This window comes from Candidatus Neomarinimicrobiota bacterium (assembly GCA_041154365.1).
Taxonomy (GTDB): domain Bacteria; phylum Fidelibacterota; class Fidelibacteria; order Fidelibacterales; family Fidelibacteraceae; genus Fidelibacter; species Fidelibacter multiformis.
The window spans coordinates 18,755-35,618 of record AP035449.1; the positions used below are offsets into that span (position 1 = coordinate 18,755).

General features: G+C 47.9%; 13 protein-coding genes. All 13 read left to right on the plus strand.

The window, feature by feature from the left end:
* Positions 1-7 precede the first annotated feature (7 nt).
* Complete coding sequence (locus strainIA91_RS00070) at positions 8-610, plus strand: hypothetical protein (RefSeq protein WP_400167042.1); 603 nt, start codon at positions 8-10, stop codon at positions 608-610.
* On the plus strand, positions 610-1,176 hold the full coding sequence (locus tag strainIA91_RS00075; protein ID WP_400167044.1) for a hypothetical protein: 567 nt from the start codon (positions 610-612) through the stop codon (positions 1,174-1,176). Before strainIA91_RS00070 ends, strainIA91_RS00075 begins: the two co-directional genes overlap by 1 nt.
* Positions 1,160-2,260 (plus strand): divergent polysaccharide deacetylase family protein, encoded by a 1,101-nt coding sequence (locus strainIA91_RS00080; RefSeq protein WP_400167045.1) that lies wholly within the window; start codon positions 1,160-1,162, stop codon positions 2,258-2,260. Before strainIA91_RS00075 ends, strainIA91_RS00080 begins: the two co-directional genes overlap by 17 nt.
* On the plus strand, positions 2,257-3,267 hold the full coding sequence (locus strainIA91_RS00085) for an asparaginase (RefSeq protein ID WP_400167046.1): 1,011 nt from the start codon (positions 2,257-2,259) through the stop codon (positions 3,265-3,267). Before strainIA91_RS00080 ends, strainIA91_RS00085 begins: the two co-directional genes overlap by 4 nt.
* An 84-nt stretch (positions 3,268-3,351) precedes the next feature.
* A complete protein-coding gene (locus tag strainIA91_RS00090; RefSeq protein ID WP_400167047.1) occupies positions 3,352-5,871 on the plus strand; it encodes a PKD domain-containing protein in 2,520 nt (839 codons plus the stop codon).
* A 15-nt stretch (positions 5,872-5,886) separates the two neighbouring features.
* On the plus strand, positions 5,887-7,878 hold the full coding sequence (locus strainIA91_RS00095) for a hypothetical protein (protein ID WP_400167048.1): 1,992 nt from the start codon (positions 5,887-5,889) through the stop codon (positions 7,876-7,878).
* A 9-nt stretch (positions 7,879-7,887) separates the two neighbouring features.
* On the plus strand, positions 7,888-8,811 hold the full coding sequence (locus tag strainIA91_RS00100) for a hypothetical protein (protein WP_400167049.1): 924 nt from the start codon (positions 7,888-7,890) through the stop codon (positions 8,809-8,811).
* Between the two features lie 5 nt (positions 8,812-8,816).
* Complete coding sequence (locus tag strainIA91_RS00105) at positions 8,817-11,282, plus strand: hypothetical protein (RefSeq protein ID WP_400167050.1); 2,466 nt, start codon at positions 8,817-8,819, stop codon at positions 11,280-11,282.
* Between the two features lie 60 nt (positions 11,283-11,342).
* On the plus strand, positions 11,343-12,641 hold the full coding sequence (locus tag strainIA91_RS00110) for a hypothetical protein (RefSeq protein WP_400167051.1): 1,299 nt from the start codon (positions 11,343-11,345) through the stop codon (positions 12,639-12,641).
* Between the two features lie 19 nt (positions 12,642-12,660).
* The gene (locus strainIA91_RS00115; protein ID WP_400167052.1) at positions 12,661-14,301 is read left to right on the plus strand and encodes a bifunctional metallophosphatase/5'-nucleotidase; all 1,641 of its coding nucleotides are present in this window, start codon (positions 12,661-12,663) and stop codon (positions 14,299-14,301) included.
* A 71-nt stretch (positions 14,302-14,372) separates the two neighbouring features.
* The gene (locus strainIA91_RS00120) at positions 14,373-14,981 is read left to right on the plus strand and encodes a hypothetical protein (RefSeq protein WP_400167053.1); all 609 of its coding nucleotides are present in this window, start codon (positions 14,373-14,375) and stop codon (positions 14,979-14,981) included.
* An 11-nt stretch (positions 14,982-14,992) separates the two neighbouring features.
* Positions 14,993-15,826, plus strand: coding sequence for a glycosyltransferase family 2 protein (locus strainIA91_RS00125; RefSeq protein ID WP_400168271.1), 834 nt, complete (start codon positions 14,993-14,995; stop codon positions 15,824-15,826).
* 20 nt (positions 15,827-15,846) lie between these two features.
* Positions 15,847-16,863: an alpha/beta fold hydrolase gene (locus tag strainIA91_RS00130; protein ID WP_400167054.1), complete on the plus strand. Its 1,017-nt coding sequence runs from the start codon at positions 15,847-15,849 to the stop codon at positions 16,861-16,863.
* Position 16,864 lies beyond the last annotated feature (1 nt).

Sequence of the window (16,864 nt, forward strand, 5' to 3'; positions counted from 1 at the left end):
TTTATCCGTGAAACGTTTACACATATACATCTTTCCTTTTTTGCTTCTTTCTTTTCTGGGAGGATTCACCGGCTGCGGGGATCTTTTGGGCGTTAGGGATCCTGAGCCCCCGGACCGCCCGACGGAATCTCACTGGACTCCTGCCACCACACCACCCCTTGTGATTGAAAATCTCAAAGAGGCCTTTCAGTACCGGGAGTTTGAAACCTATATGAAATGTCTGAGTGATACTCACAATTATAATCTACCGGCCTTTCGGTTTCAGCCGTCCGCCGTCTCTTCCATCAAATATCCGGGAAAATTTGACGCATGGAGTCCTGCCGATGAGCAAGTCTGGTTTCAATCCCTTCTGGCTGCCTGTCCGCCCGATTCCTTGCTGAGTGTGACGATCACCGAAGATGAACCCTTTGTCGAGTCCCTGGATACTGTAGAATATCAATTTACTTATACCCTGGATGTGCATCATAACCGGGTAGGTCCACCTACCCAGTACGAAGGGAAAGGCGTGTTTAAAATGGTGCGGGACAGCCGGAATTACTGGTTGATCTATTTCTGGGAGGATATCAGCACAGGCGAGCCGGACTGGACCGATTTGAAGGCGTTATTCTAATGATAAGAACCGTTGTTACAGCGGTATTCACTTTTTTTTTGCTGACAGCCACATCGTGTCATAACATTTTTGCACCGGAAACCGGAGACATTGGAAAATCCGGCCTCCTGTATAATCCGGTAATGAGTCGCCCCGCCCATGTGCTGGAAAATTTTCGTTATGCCTATATTTACAGGGACAGCCTGGTTTATTCTACCCTGATTGACAGCCAGTTCGTCTTTGTTTACTATGAACCGGATGATGAGGGGGGCGGTGGCCATTATGAGTCCTGGCCGCGGGATGTTGAACTTCGGGCGACAGGCGGACTTTTCAGGGCGTTCCGGCCGATTGACCTGATCTGGAATTCCACCCTGGACAGCTCTTTCAGCTATATAAAAGGCGATACCCTCCTGAAAACGCAAAAAACATGGTTCGACAGCTCCAACTATGCCGAAATTGTGAAATCTTTTCAGCTAAACCTGGGGGATAATCTGGTGATTATCGGTTCGGCAATTTTTAATTTTAGCCGGAGTCCCTGGGACAACCAATGGCGGATTGTGAAATGGCACGATGAATCCAGTTTTTAATAAAAAATCACAAGATACGGTTTTCTATAGGGATAACCGGCTGGAACGCAGCATTCTGAAGGGACTCGCCGTTCTAGTCTGTGCGGCAGTCTTGATTCTTTTTGTCAGGCCGGCGGAGGAAATAAAGGCACCCCCGGATGATTTTATGAATCAGGTTTCCCTCTTTTTACAGGATTCGGTTCGGCATTTACGTCTTTCAAAGATGGAAATCTCCCCGAAGGATTCAGTCTGGACTCTTGAATTTGAATATCCCGAAGGAAAAATTCTCCGGGAGGATCTCTATCGGTTTGGGCTCTTTTGCGGGGATTATCTGAAAGCCTGTTCTGCACGGGTCGATTCTCAGAAAACCCGCATAACCCTAACCATCCGGGATCAGAAAAATCGTTTGGAAGGGCGTATTATCCTCCTGCCGAAAACACAAGCAGTAAAAGGACGTATTTGCTTGATCATTGATGATTTCGGCTATGCCTATAATGCAACAGAAAAGGGGTTTCTCAATCTGAGGGCCTCTGTGACCTTTTCCGTGATTCCGGGGCACACACATTCCAAAAGTCTGGCCCGTCTTGCACAACGACGTGGACATCCTGTTATGATTCATATGCCCATGGAACCGTTGAAATACCTGGGCGGTGAAGAAGAATATATGATCATGGATGGAATGGACCGGAATGAAATTGAGTACCGGATTTTGAAAGCCATTGCCGAACTCCCCATGGCCAAGGGAATGAACAACCACATGGGTTCACGGGTCACGGCCTCTGCGGACATGATTCATAAAATTGCCGATGTTCTGGAAACCAAAGATCTCTTTTTTGTGGACTCTTACACCGTAAACAAGACCGTTGTACAGCAGGTTATGAGATCCCATAACATCCGGGTTTATCAGCGTGATATCTTCATTGATCATGAAAATTCCGAAAACAGCATCCGCCGGCAAATCGATAAAATGGCCCGGATGGCGGAAAAAAAAGGCGTTGTGGTGGCAATCGGGCACAACAGACCCCTGACCTTGAAAATTCTCACGGAAATGATTCCAAAACTTGAAAAAGAGGGGTTTCATTTTATATCACCAGGAGAATTATGAAGAATTCAGAATTTATTTTAGCCAGAGCAGATGTCCTCCGGGGCGGTCGGATTGAAAGTGTCCACCATGCCGAAATCAGTGTTGTGGATCAGGATGGCAAGGAAATCCTCCATACCCCCGAAACGACTCTCTTCACCTATTTACGATCCAGTGCCAAACCCTTTCAGGCAACGGTGATTCTTGATACGGAGACGGATAAGGCCTTTCAATTACCCGACTCATGGATTGCCCTGGCCTGTGCATCCCATAACGGTGAAACCGTGCATACACACATTGTCCGGGAATACCTGAAGCGAATCGGCCTGGATGAATCGGCGCTGCAATGTGGGTCTCATCCCCCCCTGGTCTATTCAATCGGAGGCCAAAAAGGGGCGATTAAAGCCGGGTATTCCCCGGTGTACCACAATTGTTCGGGGAAACATACAGGCATGCTTTCAGTCTGCCGCCATCTGGGAGAGGATGTAGCCACCTATCTGGATTTTGATCATCCCGTTCAGAAAGCAATCCGGGAAAAAATCAGGAAATATTCCGGTGAAACCAATGTACCCCTGGCTTTGGACGGATGTACGGCACCGGTTTTTTTTGTCTCTGTACGGGGCATGGCCCGAATGTACCGCCACCTTGCCCTGGGATCTGACGAAAGTCTTGAAAGAATCTGGAATATCATGACATCCCACCCCTACCTGATTGCCGGTAAGGGGCGCTTCGATACGGCATTGATGGAAATTACCCATGGCAAAATGGTCGCGAAAGTAGGTGCAGAAGGGGTTCAGGGATGTGCCGTCAGGCACCCTGACGGAAGACGATTTGGGATTAATATTAAAATTCATGACGGGAATCGCCGGGCATTGGCACCCCTCCTGATTGAAACCCTTATCCACCTAAACACTCTAACCCCTGAGGAAGTCAAGAAACTGGAACCCTTTCACCATCCGATCCTCACCAATCATGCAGGTCACCGGATCGGTGAAATCCGCCCGGTCTTTGAAAACAAATCAGGGGTGTAAGCCAAAACGATCTTTTTCTACCCTTTTAACGGCAAAAGATTGTATCTTCTAAGCCCAAAAAAAATGTAAAAACGAGGTGATATCATGAAAATTATTTCTAAAAGTCTTGCCGTCTTGCTTGTCATGACCAGCCTGGCAATGGGACAGCTTTTTATTAACGAAATCGATTATGATCAACCCAGTACCGATAGTGCTGAATTTTTAGAAATTGCCGGTCCCGCCGGAACATACACAAATGTCACGGTCGAACTGGTGAATGGGAACACAACGCCTGGATCTGTATACCAAACGGTGGATATTCCATCACTGACCCTGACAGATGAAACAGATGGATATGGGTTTTTTGTCATTGGTGCCGCAACCGTTTCCAATGTGGATCTGACTCCCTCCGGATGGCCGACAACCCACATTATTCAAAATGGCGCTCCGGATGGTATCGTATTAAAAATTAACGGATCGATTGTGAATGCCGTATCCTATGAGGGGACCATGAATGATGAAGATGGGAATCCCATGGAAGTAGCTTCTGCCTCAGAAGATGTTTATGAAGGTAGCGAAGGCGAATCTCTGAGCAGACTTGGACTTCAGGGAAGCCCCTGGCAGGTAGCATCCACAACCCCTGGCGCTGCAAATGTAGATCAGGTTTTTGAAGAGGTGAATTATGCCCCGGTGGCCAATGCTGGTGAAGATGTGGTTGTCCGGGTGAATGATGACGTAACCCTGGATGGCAGTGAGTCCTATGATCCGGACGGGAGTATTGCTTCCTATGCCTGGACACAGCTTTCAGGCACCAGCGTTACATTGAATAATGCCAATGCGGCTGTTGCCACCTTTACGGCACCTGCTGCAGCTTCTGAGCTCTCCTTCCGCCTGGAAGTTACTGATGATGGTGGACTTATGGCTGATGATACAGTCACCATTTCCGTTGTCGACGTGTCGGAATCTACCATTATCATCAGTGAATATGTAGAAGGATCTTCCAACAATAAGTACCTGGAAATTGCTAATGTAGGCGAAGAAACAGTGGATTTGAATGCTGAAGGATTTACCATGGGTATGGCATCAAACGGCAGTGCTGATTTTTCGGTTGTGCTTGAGGATTGGGGACATTTAACAGTACTGGCTCCTGGTAATGTAATTGTACTGGCGGCAGAAGATCATACCCTCTATACCACGCCGGATACTGTTTTTTCCTATCCTTCCGTTGTCCATTATAATGGAAATGACGCAGTGGCTCTTTTTCACAATGGTGTGATTGTGGATATTGTGGGAAATCCCAACAGTGACGAATATATCATTGGCGAAATGACCCTCCGGAGAAAAACCAGCGTGGCCGTGGGGAACCCTGTTTTCACCATGGATGAATGGATCCAACTGGGAACGGATGATGTCAGCGGTCTGGGCATGCACGGCGGTGCCGATGCACCCTCCTTTGAAAACGCTGTCCGATCTCCTGAGTTTGTCACATCGGTGAATGCCATTGAAGTTTCCATCGATATCGTACCGGCTGAAAACGCTCCGGCCATCACGGCCATGGATATTGAATACGGAACAGGCGGAAGTTTTCTGAACGCCGTGGGAACCGGCAACACATGGAATGATCACGACAATACCTGGATGGGCGAAATTCCGGCCCAGGCCGGGGATCAGAAGATCAATTACCGGTTTGTTGCTTTGGATGCTGACGGTAATGAACACCGTTCCGGCGCTTACTACGTTCTCATCGCCTCAGCAACTCCCACGCCAATCGCGGACATTCATGACAATGTTGAAACCTGGGAAGGACAGATTAAAACGATTCATGGCGTGATGACCATCGGATCCAATGTAATTCAAACGGACCGGACAAATGCCTATATTCAGGATGCTTCCGGAAACGGACTTAATTTATATGATCCCACCCTGTATCCTGATCTGGAACGCGGTGCCGAAGTGACAGTTGTGGGTGAAATTGACCTTTATTACACGACCATTGAATTGAAAAATTTCACATATCAGATTACGGCAACAGGCCAGCCACTCCCCGATCCGGCAGAACTTACGGTCTCGCAGGCTAATGATTCGGAATGGGAAGGGACTCTCATTAAAGTGCCGGGTGTTGTCAGCAATATCACATCTTATTCCAGCAATACCGCCGTCACCATTACAGATGGAAATGACAGCCTGGAAGTGGTTTTCTGGAATTCCACGGGAATCGATATTGCCGAACTCAACGAGGACCGGGAAGCGGTTTTTATGGGCGTCGGCGGTCAGTATGCTTCAAAATACCAGCTCATCGTGGGCTACCAGGAAGACTTTGGGGTGGCCAACAGCATACAAGACCCTCAGGCAAAACTTCCCCGGACGTTTGAATTGCTCCAGCCCTACCCCAACCCCTTCAATGCCCGGGCAACCATTCAATGGTCTCTGCCTGAAGCGTCTGATCTGACCGTGGATATTGTCAATTTGACCGGCCAGGTTGTGGAAACCCTGCACCAGGGTCATCTGAGTGCCGGCTCCTATTCCTATATCTGGAATGCGGATGCCTTTGCCTCAGGAATCTATGTGGTCAGAATGCGGGCCGCAGACAGGGTGTTTCATCAAAAACTTGTATTACTTAAATAAATGATTGGACACACTATGTCGACTTACCGTCAAGGCCGTTTGTGGCTTTTAACTGTTGTGGTCCTGTTGCCGGTCCTGCTTACGGGAGCACCGGATCATCTCTATATGTCCGAATTGGTGCTTTTTCCAAGCCAGGCGGAATATGTGGCCATTACAAATCCCACAAGCCAGTCCATTTCACTGGGTAATTACTACCTGACGGATGCCACAGATACGGTCAATGGAAAATACTACTATAACCTGCCAACCGGGGCGGATTTTTGGTCCGAATCCTCATCGGATTTTGTGGCCCGTTTTCCCGACACGACCCTCAGTCCGGGTGATATCCTCATTGTCGGACTGGCCCGGCGATCTGACTATCAGGCGGAATATGGAAATCCTCCCCACCTGGCGCTGAAAAATGATCTTCTATCGGCATCAACCAGCGTATCCACCATTCCTACACGGCCTTATGGCTATATGGATGACATCAAAGGAACCCTGGTTCTGTTTTACTGGGACGGATCTGCTGCCACGGTTCAGGATGTGGACTATCTTTTGTATGGCGGATTGGATAAAGCAGTGGACAAAGGCGGTGTTTCCGGATATCTTGCAGATACACCCGTTTCACAACAGTCCTATGCAAGTGTCCATGGTGTGGATCAGAAAATGATTCACAGCGATGAAGGCAGCGAACCGGCTTCCGGAGGGAATGGAATCACAGGCCACGACGAAACGGGAGAACCCCTGGATGTGACCTGGGATGTGGTGGATAAAACCGAATCCAAGCCGGATATCACCGCTGTGCAGGTCTCACCGGCCAATCCGACAACGGAAGATACGCTGACATTTCAGGTGTCTGTGACGGATGAATCCGGATCCCTGTCGGTGTTTCTGGTAACCCGTTTTGATGATGTGCGGCAAGAACACCCGATGCAGGAAGTGAGCACAGGAAATTATTCCTTTCAAATGCCTCCTCCGGAACATGCCGGACAGCTTCTGTATTACGCGAAAGCAGAAAACGGCTGGGGACTGTTGGATTCCTCTATTGTCCAGAGTGTAAGCATCAGTGAACCGCCGGAAGTCTTGACAATCCGGGATGTGCGGGACAATTTTGATGCCTATGACGGTGAAACGGTAACTCTTCGAGGTATCATGACCATTGGATCCGGTAAACTCCGGACAGACCGGTTATCCGCCTATTTTCAGGATGGATCAGGCCGGGGTATCAATGTTTACAGCCCCTCCATGATTGACCTTCCCCGGAGTACCGATGTGGAAATTACCGGAACCCTGGAAGAGTACAACGGAGTGAAGGAACTGGTGATATCATCCTATACCGTGATGGGAACGGCTCCCGTGCCGGATCCCCTGAGTATTTCTATTGAAGTGTTGCGCCGCGATCCGGCTGAATATGAAGGGACCTTTTTAGCCTTGTCCGGGCGGATTTCTTCACGGAGTGATAATATCGGCGGCGGGTCCAACATTGATATTGATGACGGGACCGGCTCGGTGACGATTCGTATTTGGAATTCTACCAATATTCTGGTGAATGAATCCGGAAGTGTGATCAACGATGATCTGGACAGTTTACTTCAGTCCGGAAATATGATTTCTGTAAAGGCCGTGGGGGGAATCTACAACGAAACCCCTCAATTACTGGCGGCTTATGCAGAAGATTTTGCTCCCTGGCAGGAAGGCAGTGAATGGGATGCCGGGGTATCTTTGGATATTGCCCCCTATCCCTTTGTCCCCCAGGCCGGAGAAACACTTCAGTATACCTTCGGCTTCCCCTCGGGCGTCAGACTGGTCCTGAGGGTTTATGATATGTCCGGCCGGCATGTGGCCACACTCTTTGATGAATTTAAAGGACTCAGCCGGCAAATTACCCGGACCTGGGACGGCAGAGATGCCGCCGGAAGACTTCTGACTCCCGGTCAGTATATTATGCACCTGGAAGGGACGGACAGAGAGACGGGAAACGTTACGTATGACCTTGCACCTTTTGTAATTGCGGTAAGATTTTAAGAGAAGATTATGAAAAAAATAAAACACTTAAGCCTGTTCCTCTTGTTTTCTTTGTTGTCGGGCATTGCCAATGGACAGGTTTTTACGGATTACTGGTACGGATCTGTGGCTGATGCAGGTATTGGCGGGTCAGGTACAGCAGTTTCTTCCGGTATCTGGAGCCCTGACGTAAACCCTGCGGGCCTGGCGGACCGGGAACAGCCCGGCTTTGCCGTGGACTATTCCCAGCCTTTTTCGCAAACCTTTACGAAAAACACCCGGGCCGTCCTGGCTGCCGCCCTGCCAAAATCTCTGGGTTCTGTGGCTTTGTCAGGATATGCAGGACAGATGAGCTACTCAGGCAATAATCTCTCATCGGAAATCCGGGTAGGACTCTCTCACGCCTTTTACCTTCAGAAAGACCTCCGGTCCTCCCTGGCCCTTGGATATAATATCAATTTCCTTCAGATGGATTATGGATCCCAATCCGCCGGGCAAACCGGAGATGGTTCAGATGGTGTTTCCCTGGGATCCGGTGCAACCTGGGGATTGGATGTGGGTATGAAAGCGAGTCTGCGTTCCCGGGCATGGGCGGGATTTTTTCTGAAAAATGTGAATGACCCTGCCCTTGGATCCTCCGGGACATCTCAATCCATTCCTTCAAAACTGGAAATCGGTATTGGATACCAGCCCTACTATGGCATGACCACGAGCTGGTCAATTGAAAAAATCATGGGACGGGATGAATTTCAAATCCATGCCGGACTCGAATACTATGTGCTGGAATGGCTGGTTCTCCGTACAGGGCTTTCACATGAACCCAGCCAGCTGGCCCTGGGCGCAGGTATCCATACGGATTGGGGACATGTGGATTATGCCCTGATTACTCACCCTGTTTTGCCCCTGACACACATGTTTTCCCTCCATTTTCAGATGAAACAACAAGACCGGTAATGCTGATGAACAACACAGGTAAAATACGGCGTGTGGTATGCATCCTCTTCCTGAGCCTGACGATCCTGTTTGCTGCAAAACCCGATTTAAACACGATGGACGCCAACGCCCTGTATGAACTCGGTCTTTCAGACGAGGCTGTTGACGCCATTCTGGATTACAGGCTTTACCACGGCGGATTTGAAAACATCTATGAATTATCAACCCTGGAAGGGGTCAGCCATGAAGAGTTTGTGCTGCTGAAAAAACAGGTGGCCGTTTTCCCCATACTTTTAACAGCAGAAGAACAGCGCTTTGAAGATAATTACTATCAACTTGAACGAATGACGTTTTCTGAAGGATCCTCAGAAGGACTGGTGGAAGAATGGATCCGGCTTTTGAGTTCACCTGAAAATGTGAACCGGATGGATTATTTCGATTTTATGAATTTGCCGGGTGTGTCTCCCGTAGATGCGGTGGCCGTGGAAAAATTCATTGCCTCTGATCAATCCATTACATCAGCCAGAGATCTCCGGAGTATTGAAGGCCTCTCCTATTACGGTTATAGCAATATCGGTGATTATGTCCGCTTTACGGATGATGAGGATAAAGGTTGGCACGGCTATTACAATGCTACAGTAAAAAATTCCCAGCAAAACATAGTCCCCGACGAAGATGCAGAATCCCTACAGATGTTCCAGTCAAGAACAACGCCCCTGGATATTTATCACAAACTTTTAATCAACAAAGGAAATTCTTGGTCCGGCGGGCTCTCGTATAACCGTCCCCTGGGACAAGGCGATGAATATTATCAGCTGGGTTCCCTGGGCCGGATTCCCCGGGTGAAAGCATTTTTATCCTACGAACCGGTCCCAAACGGTGAATTTCACGTGAATAAACTGATTGCCGGAAATTATGTGGCGGCTTTTGGCCAGGGTGTGATTATGGAATCGGTGGATTATTTTACACCCCGGAAAAGCGGCTATGGTTGGCGGAAGCGATTGTATGGTATTTCAGGCGATGTTTCCAAAAACACCTATGTTCCACTTCGTGGCCTGACTGGGGAATTTCAATGGAATTCCCTGTATTTCACTCCTTTTGTGAGTTTTGAATCCCGGGATGCCGTACTGAATGCAGATGAATCCTTTTCCATGCTTATCCGGATGGAACCCCGGTATGAATATGGGCTGAATGGACAGCTGTCAGAACCCCTCACCCGGACAGTGGATGAACTAATTTATGGATCAAATTTGCGGTGGCGGGTGAATACAAGCACACATGTGGGCATGACAGCCTATGAAAGTTTGTATGACCGGGAAAAAGATTTTCAAATCCAATCAGTCGTCGCACCGGAAAACATGGGATATTATCTGAACCACATGGGAAATTCCGCCGATACGGAAATTGCATCAATCTATGAAAACAGTGGTGAATCAGGCCTCTGGGGAAAAGCAAAATCCTACAGACGGGTCCTGGGCGGGGATTTTTCAACGGTTTATAAAAATCTGGTGCTCCAGGGTGAAATCGGCATTCTGGACCATGACGGGGCTGTATTTGATTTAAAGGATGATCCCATGGCCTGGGTTGTGAATATGTATTGGCAGTTTGATAATTTTAATATTCTCCTTCTCTACCGTGATTATGATCTGGCATATGATAACCCCTACCAGCGCTCCTTTTCCAATTACCAGCGGTATAAAAGTACCATTTTTGAGGATGTTTTCTATTTGAAAGACCCTTCTCTGGGATTTCTCTACACCGGAGCGTCACAACCCCAGGCAGAGCGGGGATTTTATTACAACTTGCGCTATCAGTTTCACCGTCAGTTTGTCACGACGGTTGAACATGATATCTGGACCCGGGTTGCGGATCAGTCCAAATATAATCGCCTGGTTTTCAACCTGGAATATCGCCCTGTATTTAATTACCGTTTCCGCCTGCGGCAAAAGTGGCAGAGCCGGGGCGGTCAGAACATATTTGCCCCAACAGGATACGAGTCCACGGAAACCCGCCTGGAAGGTGTTATGCGCATGTCCCGTTACAATGAACTCCGTCTTTTGCTGGCAACAGGATACACAGCCTTTAATCCCCGGCCCCGCCTGACAGCCAATACTGCCGGAGGAACCTCCATGGTAGGAAATGCCGGAAGTCCCAGCAAAGCTATCGCCGCCCAGGTGACACACAATTTCAATGATCGTTTCAAAGTTATGGGACAAATGATGATCTATGAAGGATTCATCTGGAATTTTGAGGATACGGATTTCCGTGTTTTTAACGCCGATTCAGAAGCCTTCCACGGTTGGATTGCCTTTTTTTCCAGATTGAGCCCCAACCTTTCCGCCCGCTTTAAATACTCCTTTGACCGCCATGGTACCATGGGCAACTATGTGGGTGGTATTGTACCCACCGGTTCCGGAGACTATGAAATAACGGATATCACAGCACGGGAAACGTACAATGATTTTAGAATTCAGCTGGATTACCGGTTTTAATGACGTGTTGAATGAACGGAGCTATACATGAAAAGAAAAGAAATACATAGGACAAGACACATGAAAATCCTGGCAGGCATCCTGCTGATTGCTTCCCTGGCCCATGGTCAGACATTTTATTCCAACGTTCTTCTGAACAATAACCCGTATCACAGCGCCCGGGCCAATGCCCTGGGAGGAACAGCCCTGGCCGAGTGGGGACATCCGTCTGCCATCACATCCAATCCGGCCGTTGCATTGCACATGCCAGGCCTTCGCCTTGCCCTGACCGGCAAGGGATGGCACCTTAGAGAGCGGCGCTCATTTCCCGTTCAGGATACCTTCGGCGATTTTCTGACAGATAACGATTATGTGCACAACCGCTACTGGATTTCTGATGCCGGTTTTTTTGCTGGATATGGACAGAACACCTGGTCTGTATTACTGGGATATACTCCTGTCAGAAATCTCAATTATATCTATGAAGAAGAAATCCGAAGCGCTACCTACGATTATAACCGGGATCCTTTGGTAGGGTATCATCAGGTGACTTTTTCGGGGCAAATCAATGGCCTGAGTGTGGGAGCTGCCTGGTCTCCTGCTGCATTTCAATGGCTTCAGATGGGTGTCAGTGCAACAAAGCTTATGGGAAACCGTATTGAACGGGGACTCGGTGTAACGGTGATTGACCGCCCTGACGACCGTCTGGCATCGGATACAACGACATACTCCCTGTTTGATACCGATTTTCAGGGAGGCATGGACCTTCGGACGGGACTGGTATTTAATCTGACAAAGCGACACACCCTTCAACTGGCCTATACCCTGGCTGGAGAAGTTGAATTCGAAAACCCCGGTGTCATTGCTTATATGGACAGTTCGCTGATGATGCCTGCCTATACGGTGGACAGGTCCATTGTCAAACAAACAGTTCAAAGGCCCAATACCGTATCCATGGGCTTGCGGTATATCCCGGAAAATATTTTAAAGACAGAACTCTTTGCCCAGGCGGATCTGACGCTGTGGGGAGGACTGGAAAATGAATATCAGGGGGCCGATACTACGACGTTTTCGCCGGACTGGGAACATTGCTGGGCCTTCAGAATCGGCGCCGAACATGTGTTTTCTTCCGGAATTCCCATGCGTGCCGGTTTTTCATATACGGAAAGCCCTGTCCGGAATGAATTGAACCGGAGTGAAATCCATTTTGGAACAGGCTATCAGATTGAAACATTGGTTTTGGATCTGAATGTGTCCTGGTATGAATCCATTTACCATTATAACGACCTGTTCCCCATCGAAGGGGAAGTCCGGGTTGCCCGGGATAAGGTCCGGGAAGCCGGAGTACGCGTCATGGCAACCCTGACGTATTCCCTGTAAATCAAAACGGGAAAGACTTATGAGACGATTCACATACATCTTGTTTTTTATTCTGATCTCTGTTTCCGGATTGTGGGGAAGCCGGGAATATCCTGAAGAAGAATATCAAAAGATCACCCTTATTTTTACCAATGATATCCATGGAGGGGTAGACCGGATGGAAGCCCGGTTTATGAATCCTGAGTTTCCACCCCTCATTGGAGGCGGCGCGGCCGTGGTCCATTATATTGATGCCGTCCGGGAAAAAGCTGAAAAAGAAAATACTCCTGTGCTTGTTGTGGATGCCGGTGATTTTTTCTCAGGCCGCCCCATCGGATCCCGTACCGAAGGCGAAGCAGTGATCAAGTACATGAATATGGCCGGATATGATGCCATGACGGTGGGAAACCATGATTTTGATCTGGGCCTGGATGTGCTCAAGGCCCGGGCAGCACAGGCAAATTTTCCCTTCCTTGGAGCCAATATTATTCAGGATTCCACCGGGCAGATTCCGGATTATCTGGACCCCTATGTGATGGTGGATGCGGCCGGAATACAAATAGCCATCCTGGGGATTTCTACAACTGTTACTCCGGATTTAAGCTTTCCGGATCATGTCGCCGGACTCACTTTTCTGCCTGAAATTGAAACAGCCCGGAGATGGGTACCCCGCTTAAAAGAGATGGGTGCCGATATGATCATCGTTGAAACCCATGCCTGGACACCCTACGACCGGAAAGTCGCCTATCAGGAACTTCTGGAAGATATGAGACAAGGGGCGATCCGTCCGGACAAACACGGCCCCAATGCCCTGGAAATTGCAGCCATGACGCCCGATATTGATATCATGTTTTCAGGCCATGTCCACAAAGGGTTTTATGAACCTTATGTGGATCCGGTCAATCATACCCTTATTTTTCAGAATTATGCCAACGGGACCAATGTGGGACATGTCAATGTCTATATCCATAAAGAAACCAAAGAACTGGCAGGCTATGATTTTGCCGTTGATAACAGCGCTTTGATCACGATGGTCGAGGATGAATTCTGGCTGGACGAAAAGGCCGATTCCATCCTCTCGGCAGAGAAAGCCAAAGCCGAAGAGGGTTTTCATGAAGTACTCACTGTTTTACCCAAACCTCTCAGACGAAGCTCCGAAGGTCAATCCCTGCTGGGAAATATGATTTGTGATGCGATGACCACTGTTGCCGGAGCTGATGTGGCCTTTTCCAATTTCGGTGGAGTCCGGGCTGATTTAAATGCGGGTCCTCTTACCCCGGCAGACCTCTTTAATGTCCTTCCTTTTGGGAATAATATTACCGTATTCCAGGTTTCAGGTTCTTTTATTGACCGGCTGATTGAAGACCGTGTCTCAGGAAATTCGAGGGGAATGCTGGTAAGCGGCCTTCAGGTAACTGTAGACCGCCAAAAACCCAACGGTGATCGGGTAACCATTCATTCTATTCAGGGCAAACCCTTTGATCCTGACGCAACCTATACTATGGCGATATCCGATTATCTGGCGGAAGGGAATTCGGGATATGGCCGTGTAACGGAAATCCCCGAAGATCAACGTCTTGATACAAGTATCATGATTCGCCAGGCACTACAGGAATATATTACCGATCATAACGGTCTGGAGAAAACCTCAGTAGACAATCGCTGGGAAGAAGTTGAATAAACAAAGCATATCCTAAAGGATCTCTTTTTAAAAAACGGGGAAAAGCAGAAAAGATTATTCTAATTTATACCATGACCCTTATTTTACCTCAAACGGTCCTTGTCTTTGCATTGAAAGGTGAAATGCGGGACGTATTTCGTAAAGTTGAAGTTAAAAGCCATCATTCGTTGAGTAAAAGAAAGCACTTGTATCAGGTGATATGGCAAGAAATTCCGTTTTACCTGTTACAGACGGGAATCGGTCCGGCCTCAGTTCAGCAGACCTTGGATGCCCTTTTGCCGGATATGAACATTTCACAGATTGTGAATGCCGGGACTTGCGGTTCCCTGAGGGAGGATGTGTTTCCACGAGACCTTGTGGTGCCGGAACAGGTTATTTCACAATGGGACAAAACAATTCAAAAATCCACAAATATCAGTTCAGACATTCAGACTGTAAACACCTGTATCACAGTAGGTAATAGCGAAAACACACATGAATTCAGAAGTCATTTAATCCGTCAGTTCAAGGCGGATATTGTGGATATGGAAGCCTGGGTGGTACTAAACTGGGCCGGAAAACATGGATTTCCTGCCTATGTACTCAAATGTGTGAGTGACCGGGTCGGCCCCCAATCGCAAAGTGATGTAAAACAACACATGTCCGCCTGTTCAAAACAGTTAGCGAAAGCCCTTTTATGATGAAACCCGTGATGCGCATTTCCGTTATCATTCCTGTGTATAATCGTGAAGGATATATCCGGCGGGCTATAGACAGTGTGTTAAATCAAAACCGACCGGCAGATGAAATAATTGTTGTTGATGATGGGTCAACGGACACAACTCCATCTATATTAGCGGATTATGGAGAAAATATTCAGGTTGTATATCAGGAAAACAAAGGGGTTTCAGCCGCCCGGAACCGGGGAATCCGGGTTTCATCCGGGAACTGGATTGCTTTATTGGACAGTGACGATGAATGGTTACCGGATAAACTGGCTCTTCAACAGACCTGGTTGAAAGAAAATCCCTCATACAGGATCTGCCAAACGCAGGAAATCTGGATCCGCAGGGGAAAACGGGTTAATCCCATGAAAAAACACACAAAAATACACGGTGATATTTTTTTCCCCAGTCTGAAACGTTGTCTGGTAAGCCCTTCAGCCGTACTCTTTGATCGGCAACTCTTTGAAGAAACCGGTGGCTTTGATGAATCGTTTCCCGTCTGTGAAGATTATGATTTATGGCTTCGGATATCACTTCATGAACCAGTAGGACTTCTGCCTGAAGCAGGTATTATCAAATATGGAGGACATGCGGATCAACTTTCCAGGTCTGTGTGGGGAATGGATCGTTTTCGGGTGATAGCCCTGGAAAAAATACTCACCGGTAATCCTGATCTTTCAAGGGATAAAACAGAGGCGGTCTTGCGTGAATTGATTCACAAACTGACGGTTTTGCATCATGGAGCTCTGAAACGAAACAGCAAAGAGAATGCATGGAAAAAGAAGTTGGAAAAATATAACTTTATGCTTCAGCAACTGTAAAGCAAGCACCGGAGGACGACATGATGAAATACAGATGGCTGATACTTGTCATTATCGGTATTTCCGTGCTCCAGGGAGCATCTTCCCAGCAATTTGCCGATATTGGCAATTTTAGGCTCTATGGCGGTGATGTCATTGAGAATTGCCGCGTGGGATACCGTATTGTGGGAGATTTCCCTCGGAACAAAGATGAGATTATCATATTTCCCACCTGGTTTGGGGGTACATCGGAACATGTGGAAGGACTGATCCGGACGTATAACTATATTGATACAACCCGATTTACCATCATTATTATGGATGCCTTCGGTAATGGGATTTCCTCTTCACCATCCAACAGCATCACCCAAAAAGAGGGATTGTTCCCGGAATTGACGATTCTGGATATGGTTCGGGCCCAGTACCTGGTTCTCACCCAAACCCTTCGTCTGAATCATGTGTATGCTGTTGTGGGTGGATCCATGGGGGGCATGCAGGCTTTTGAGTGGCTGGTCACGTATCCCTCTTTTATGGATAAGGTTATTGCTTATGTAAGCACACCCCGCATGACATCCAGGGACCTGCTCCACAAAGAATTTCAACTTCGGCTGATTCAAACGGCACGGAGGTACAAGGTTCCCGAAGAGCGCCTGATGATGTTGCTGGATATGTCTCAGGATCTGGTCGCCCGGACACCGGAATACCTGGTGACTGAGATTCCCGTGGAAGATTTTGAAAACTATCTGACAAAATATGAGCAATCTTCGGGTCGGGTTTTTAACAGTTATAACTGGGAATGCCAGCTAAAAGCCATGATGAGCCACAATATTGGACAATCCTTTGAAAATGGGTATGATGAGGCTGTTTCTGAAGCCATCGCAGACCTTCTGATCATTGTAAACCGTCAGGATCACCTGGTTATGCCACAACCGGCTCTGGATCTTGCAGAGCAGTTAAATGCAGAAACTTTCATTCTGGATAACAAATATGGACATTTGGGTATCACACCGGAAATAAACAGAGTGATACCTGTCATTCACACATTTCTGGAAAGGTAAT

Excerpts from the sequence above, each read along its gene's own strand:
- strainIA91_RS00090 (WP_400167047.1), top strand. The coding sequence starts at position 3,352 with ATGAAAATTATTTCTAAAAGTCTTGCCGTCTTGCTTGTCATGACCAGC.
- strainIA91_RS00095 (WP_400167048.1), top strand. The coding sequence starts at position 5,887 with ATGTCGACTTACCGTCAAGGCCGTTTGTGGCTTTTAACTGTTGTGGTC.
- strainIA91_RS00115 (WP_400167052.1), top strand. The coding sequence starts at position 12,661 with ATGAGACGATTCACATACATCTTGTTTTTTATTCTGATCTCTGTTTCC.
- strainIA91_RS00120 (WP_400167053.1), top strand. The coding sequence starts at position 14,373 with ATGACCCTTATTTTACCTCAAACGGTCCTTGTCTTTGCATTGAAAGGT.
- strainIA91_RS00105 (WP_400167050.1), top strand. The coding sequence starts at position 8,817 with ATGAACAACACAGGTAAAATACGGCGTGTGGTATGCATCCTCTTCCTG.
- strainIA91_RS00100 (WP_400167049.1), top strand. The coding sequence starts at position 7,888 with ATGAAAAAAATAAAACACTTAAGCCTGTTCCTCTTGTTTTCTTTGTTG.
- strainIA91_RS00080 (WP_400167045.1), top strand. The coding sequence starts at position 1,160 with ATGAATCCAGTTTTTAATAAAAAATCACAAGATACGGTTTTCTATAGG.
- strainIA91_RS00085 (WP_400167046.1), top strand. The coding sequence starts at position 2,257 with ATGAAGAATTCAGAATTTATTTTAGCCAGAGCAGATGTCCTCCGGGGC.
- strainIA91_RS00075 (WP_400167044.1), top strand. The coding sequence starts at position 610 with ATGATAAGAACCGTTGTTACAGCGGTATTCACTTTTTTTTTGCTGACA.
- strainIA91_RS00125 (WP_400168271.1), top strand. The coding sequence starts at position 14,993 with ATGCGCATTTCCGTTATCATTCCTGTGTATAATCGTGAAGGATATATC.
- strainIA91_RS00110 (WP_400167051.1), top strand. The coding sequence starts at position 11,343 with ATGAAAATCCTGGCAGGCATCCTGCTGATTGCTTCCCTGGCCCATGGT.
- strainIA91_RS00130 (WP_400167054.1), top strand. The coding sequence starts at position 15,847 with ATGATGAAATACAGATGGCTGATACTTGTCATTATCGGTATTTCCGTG.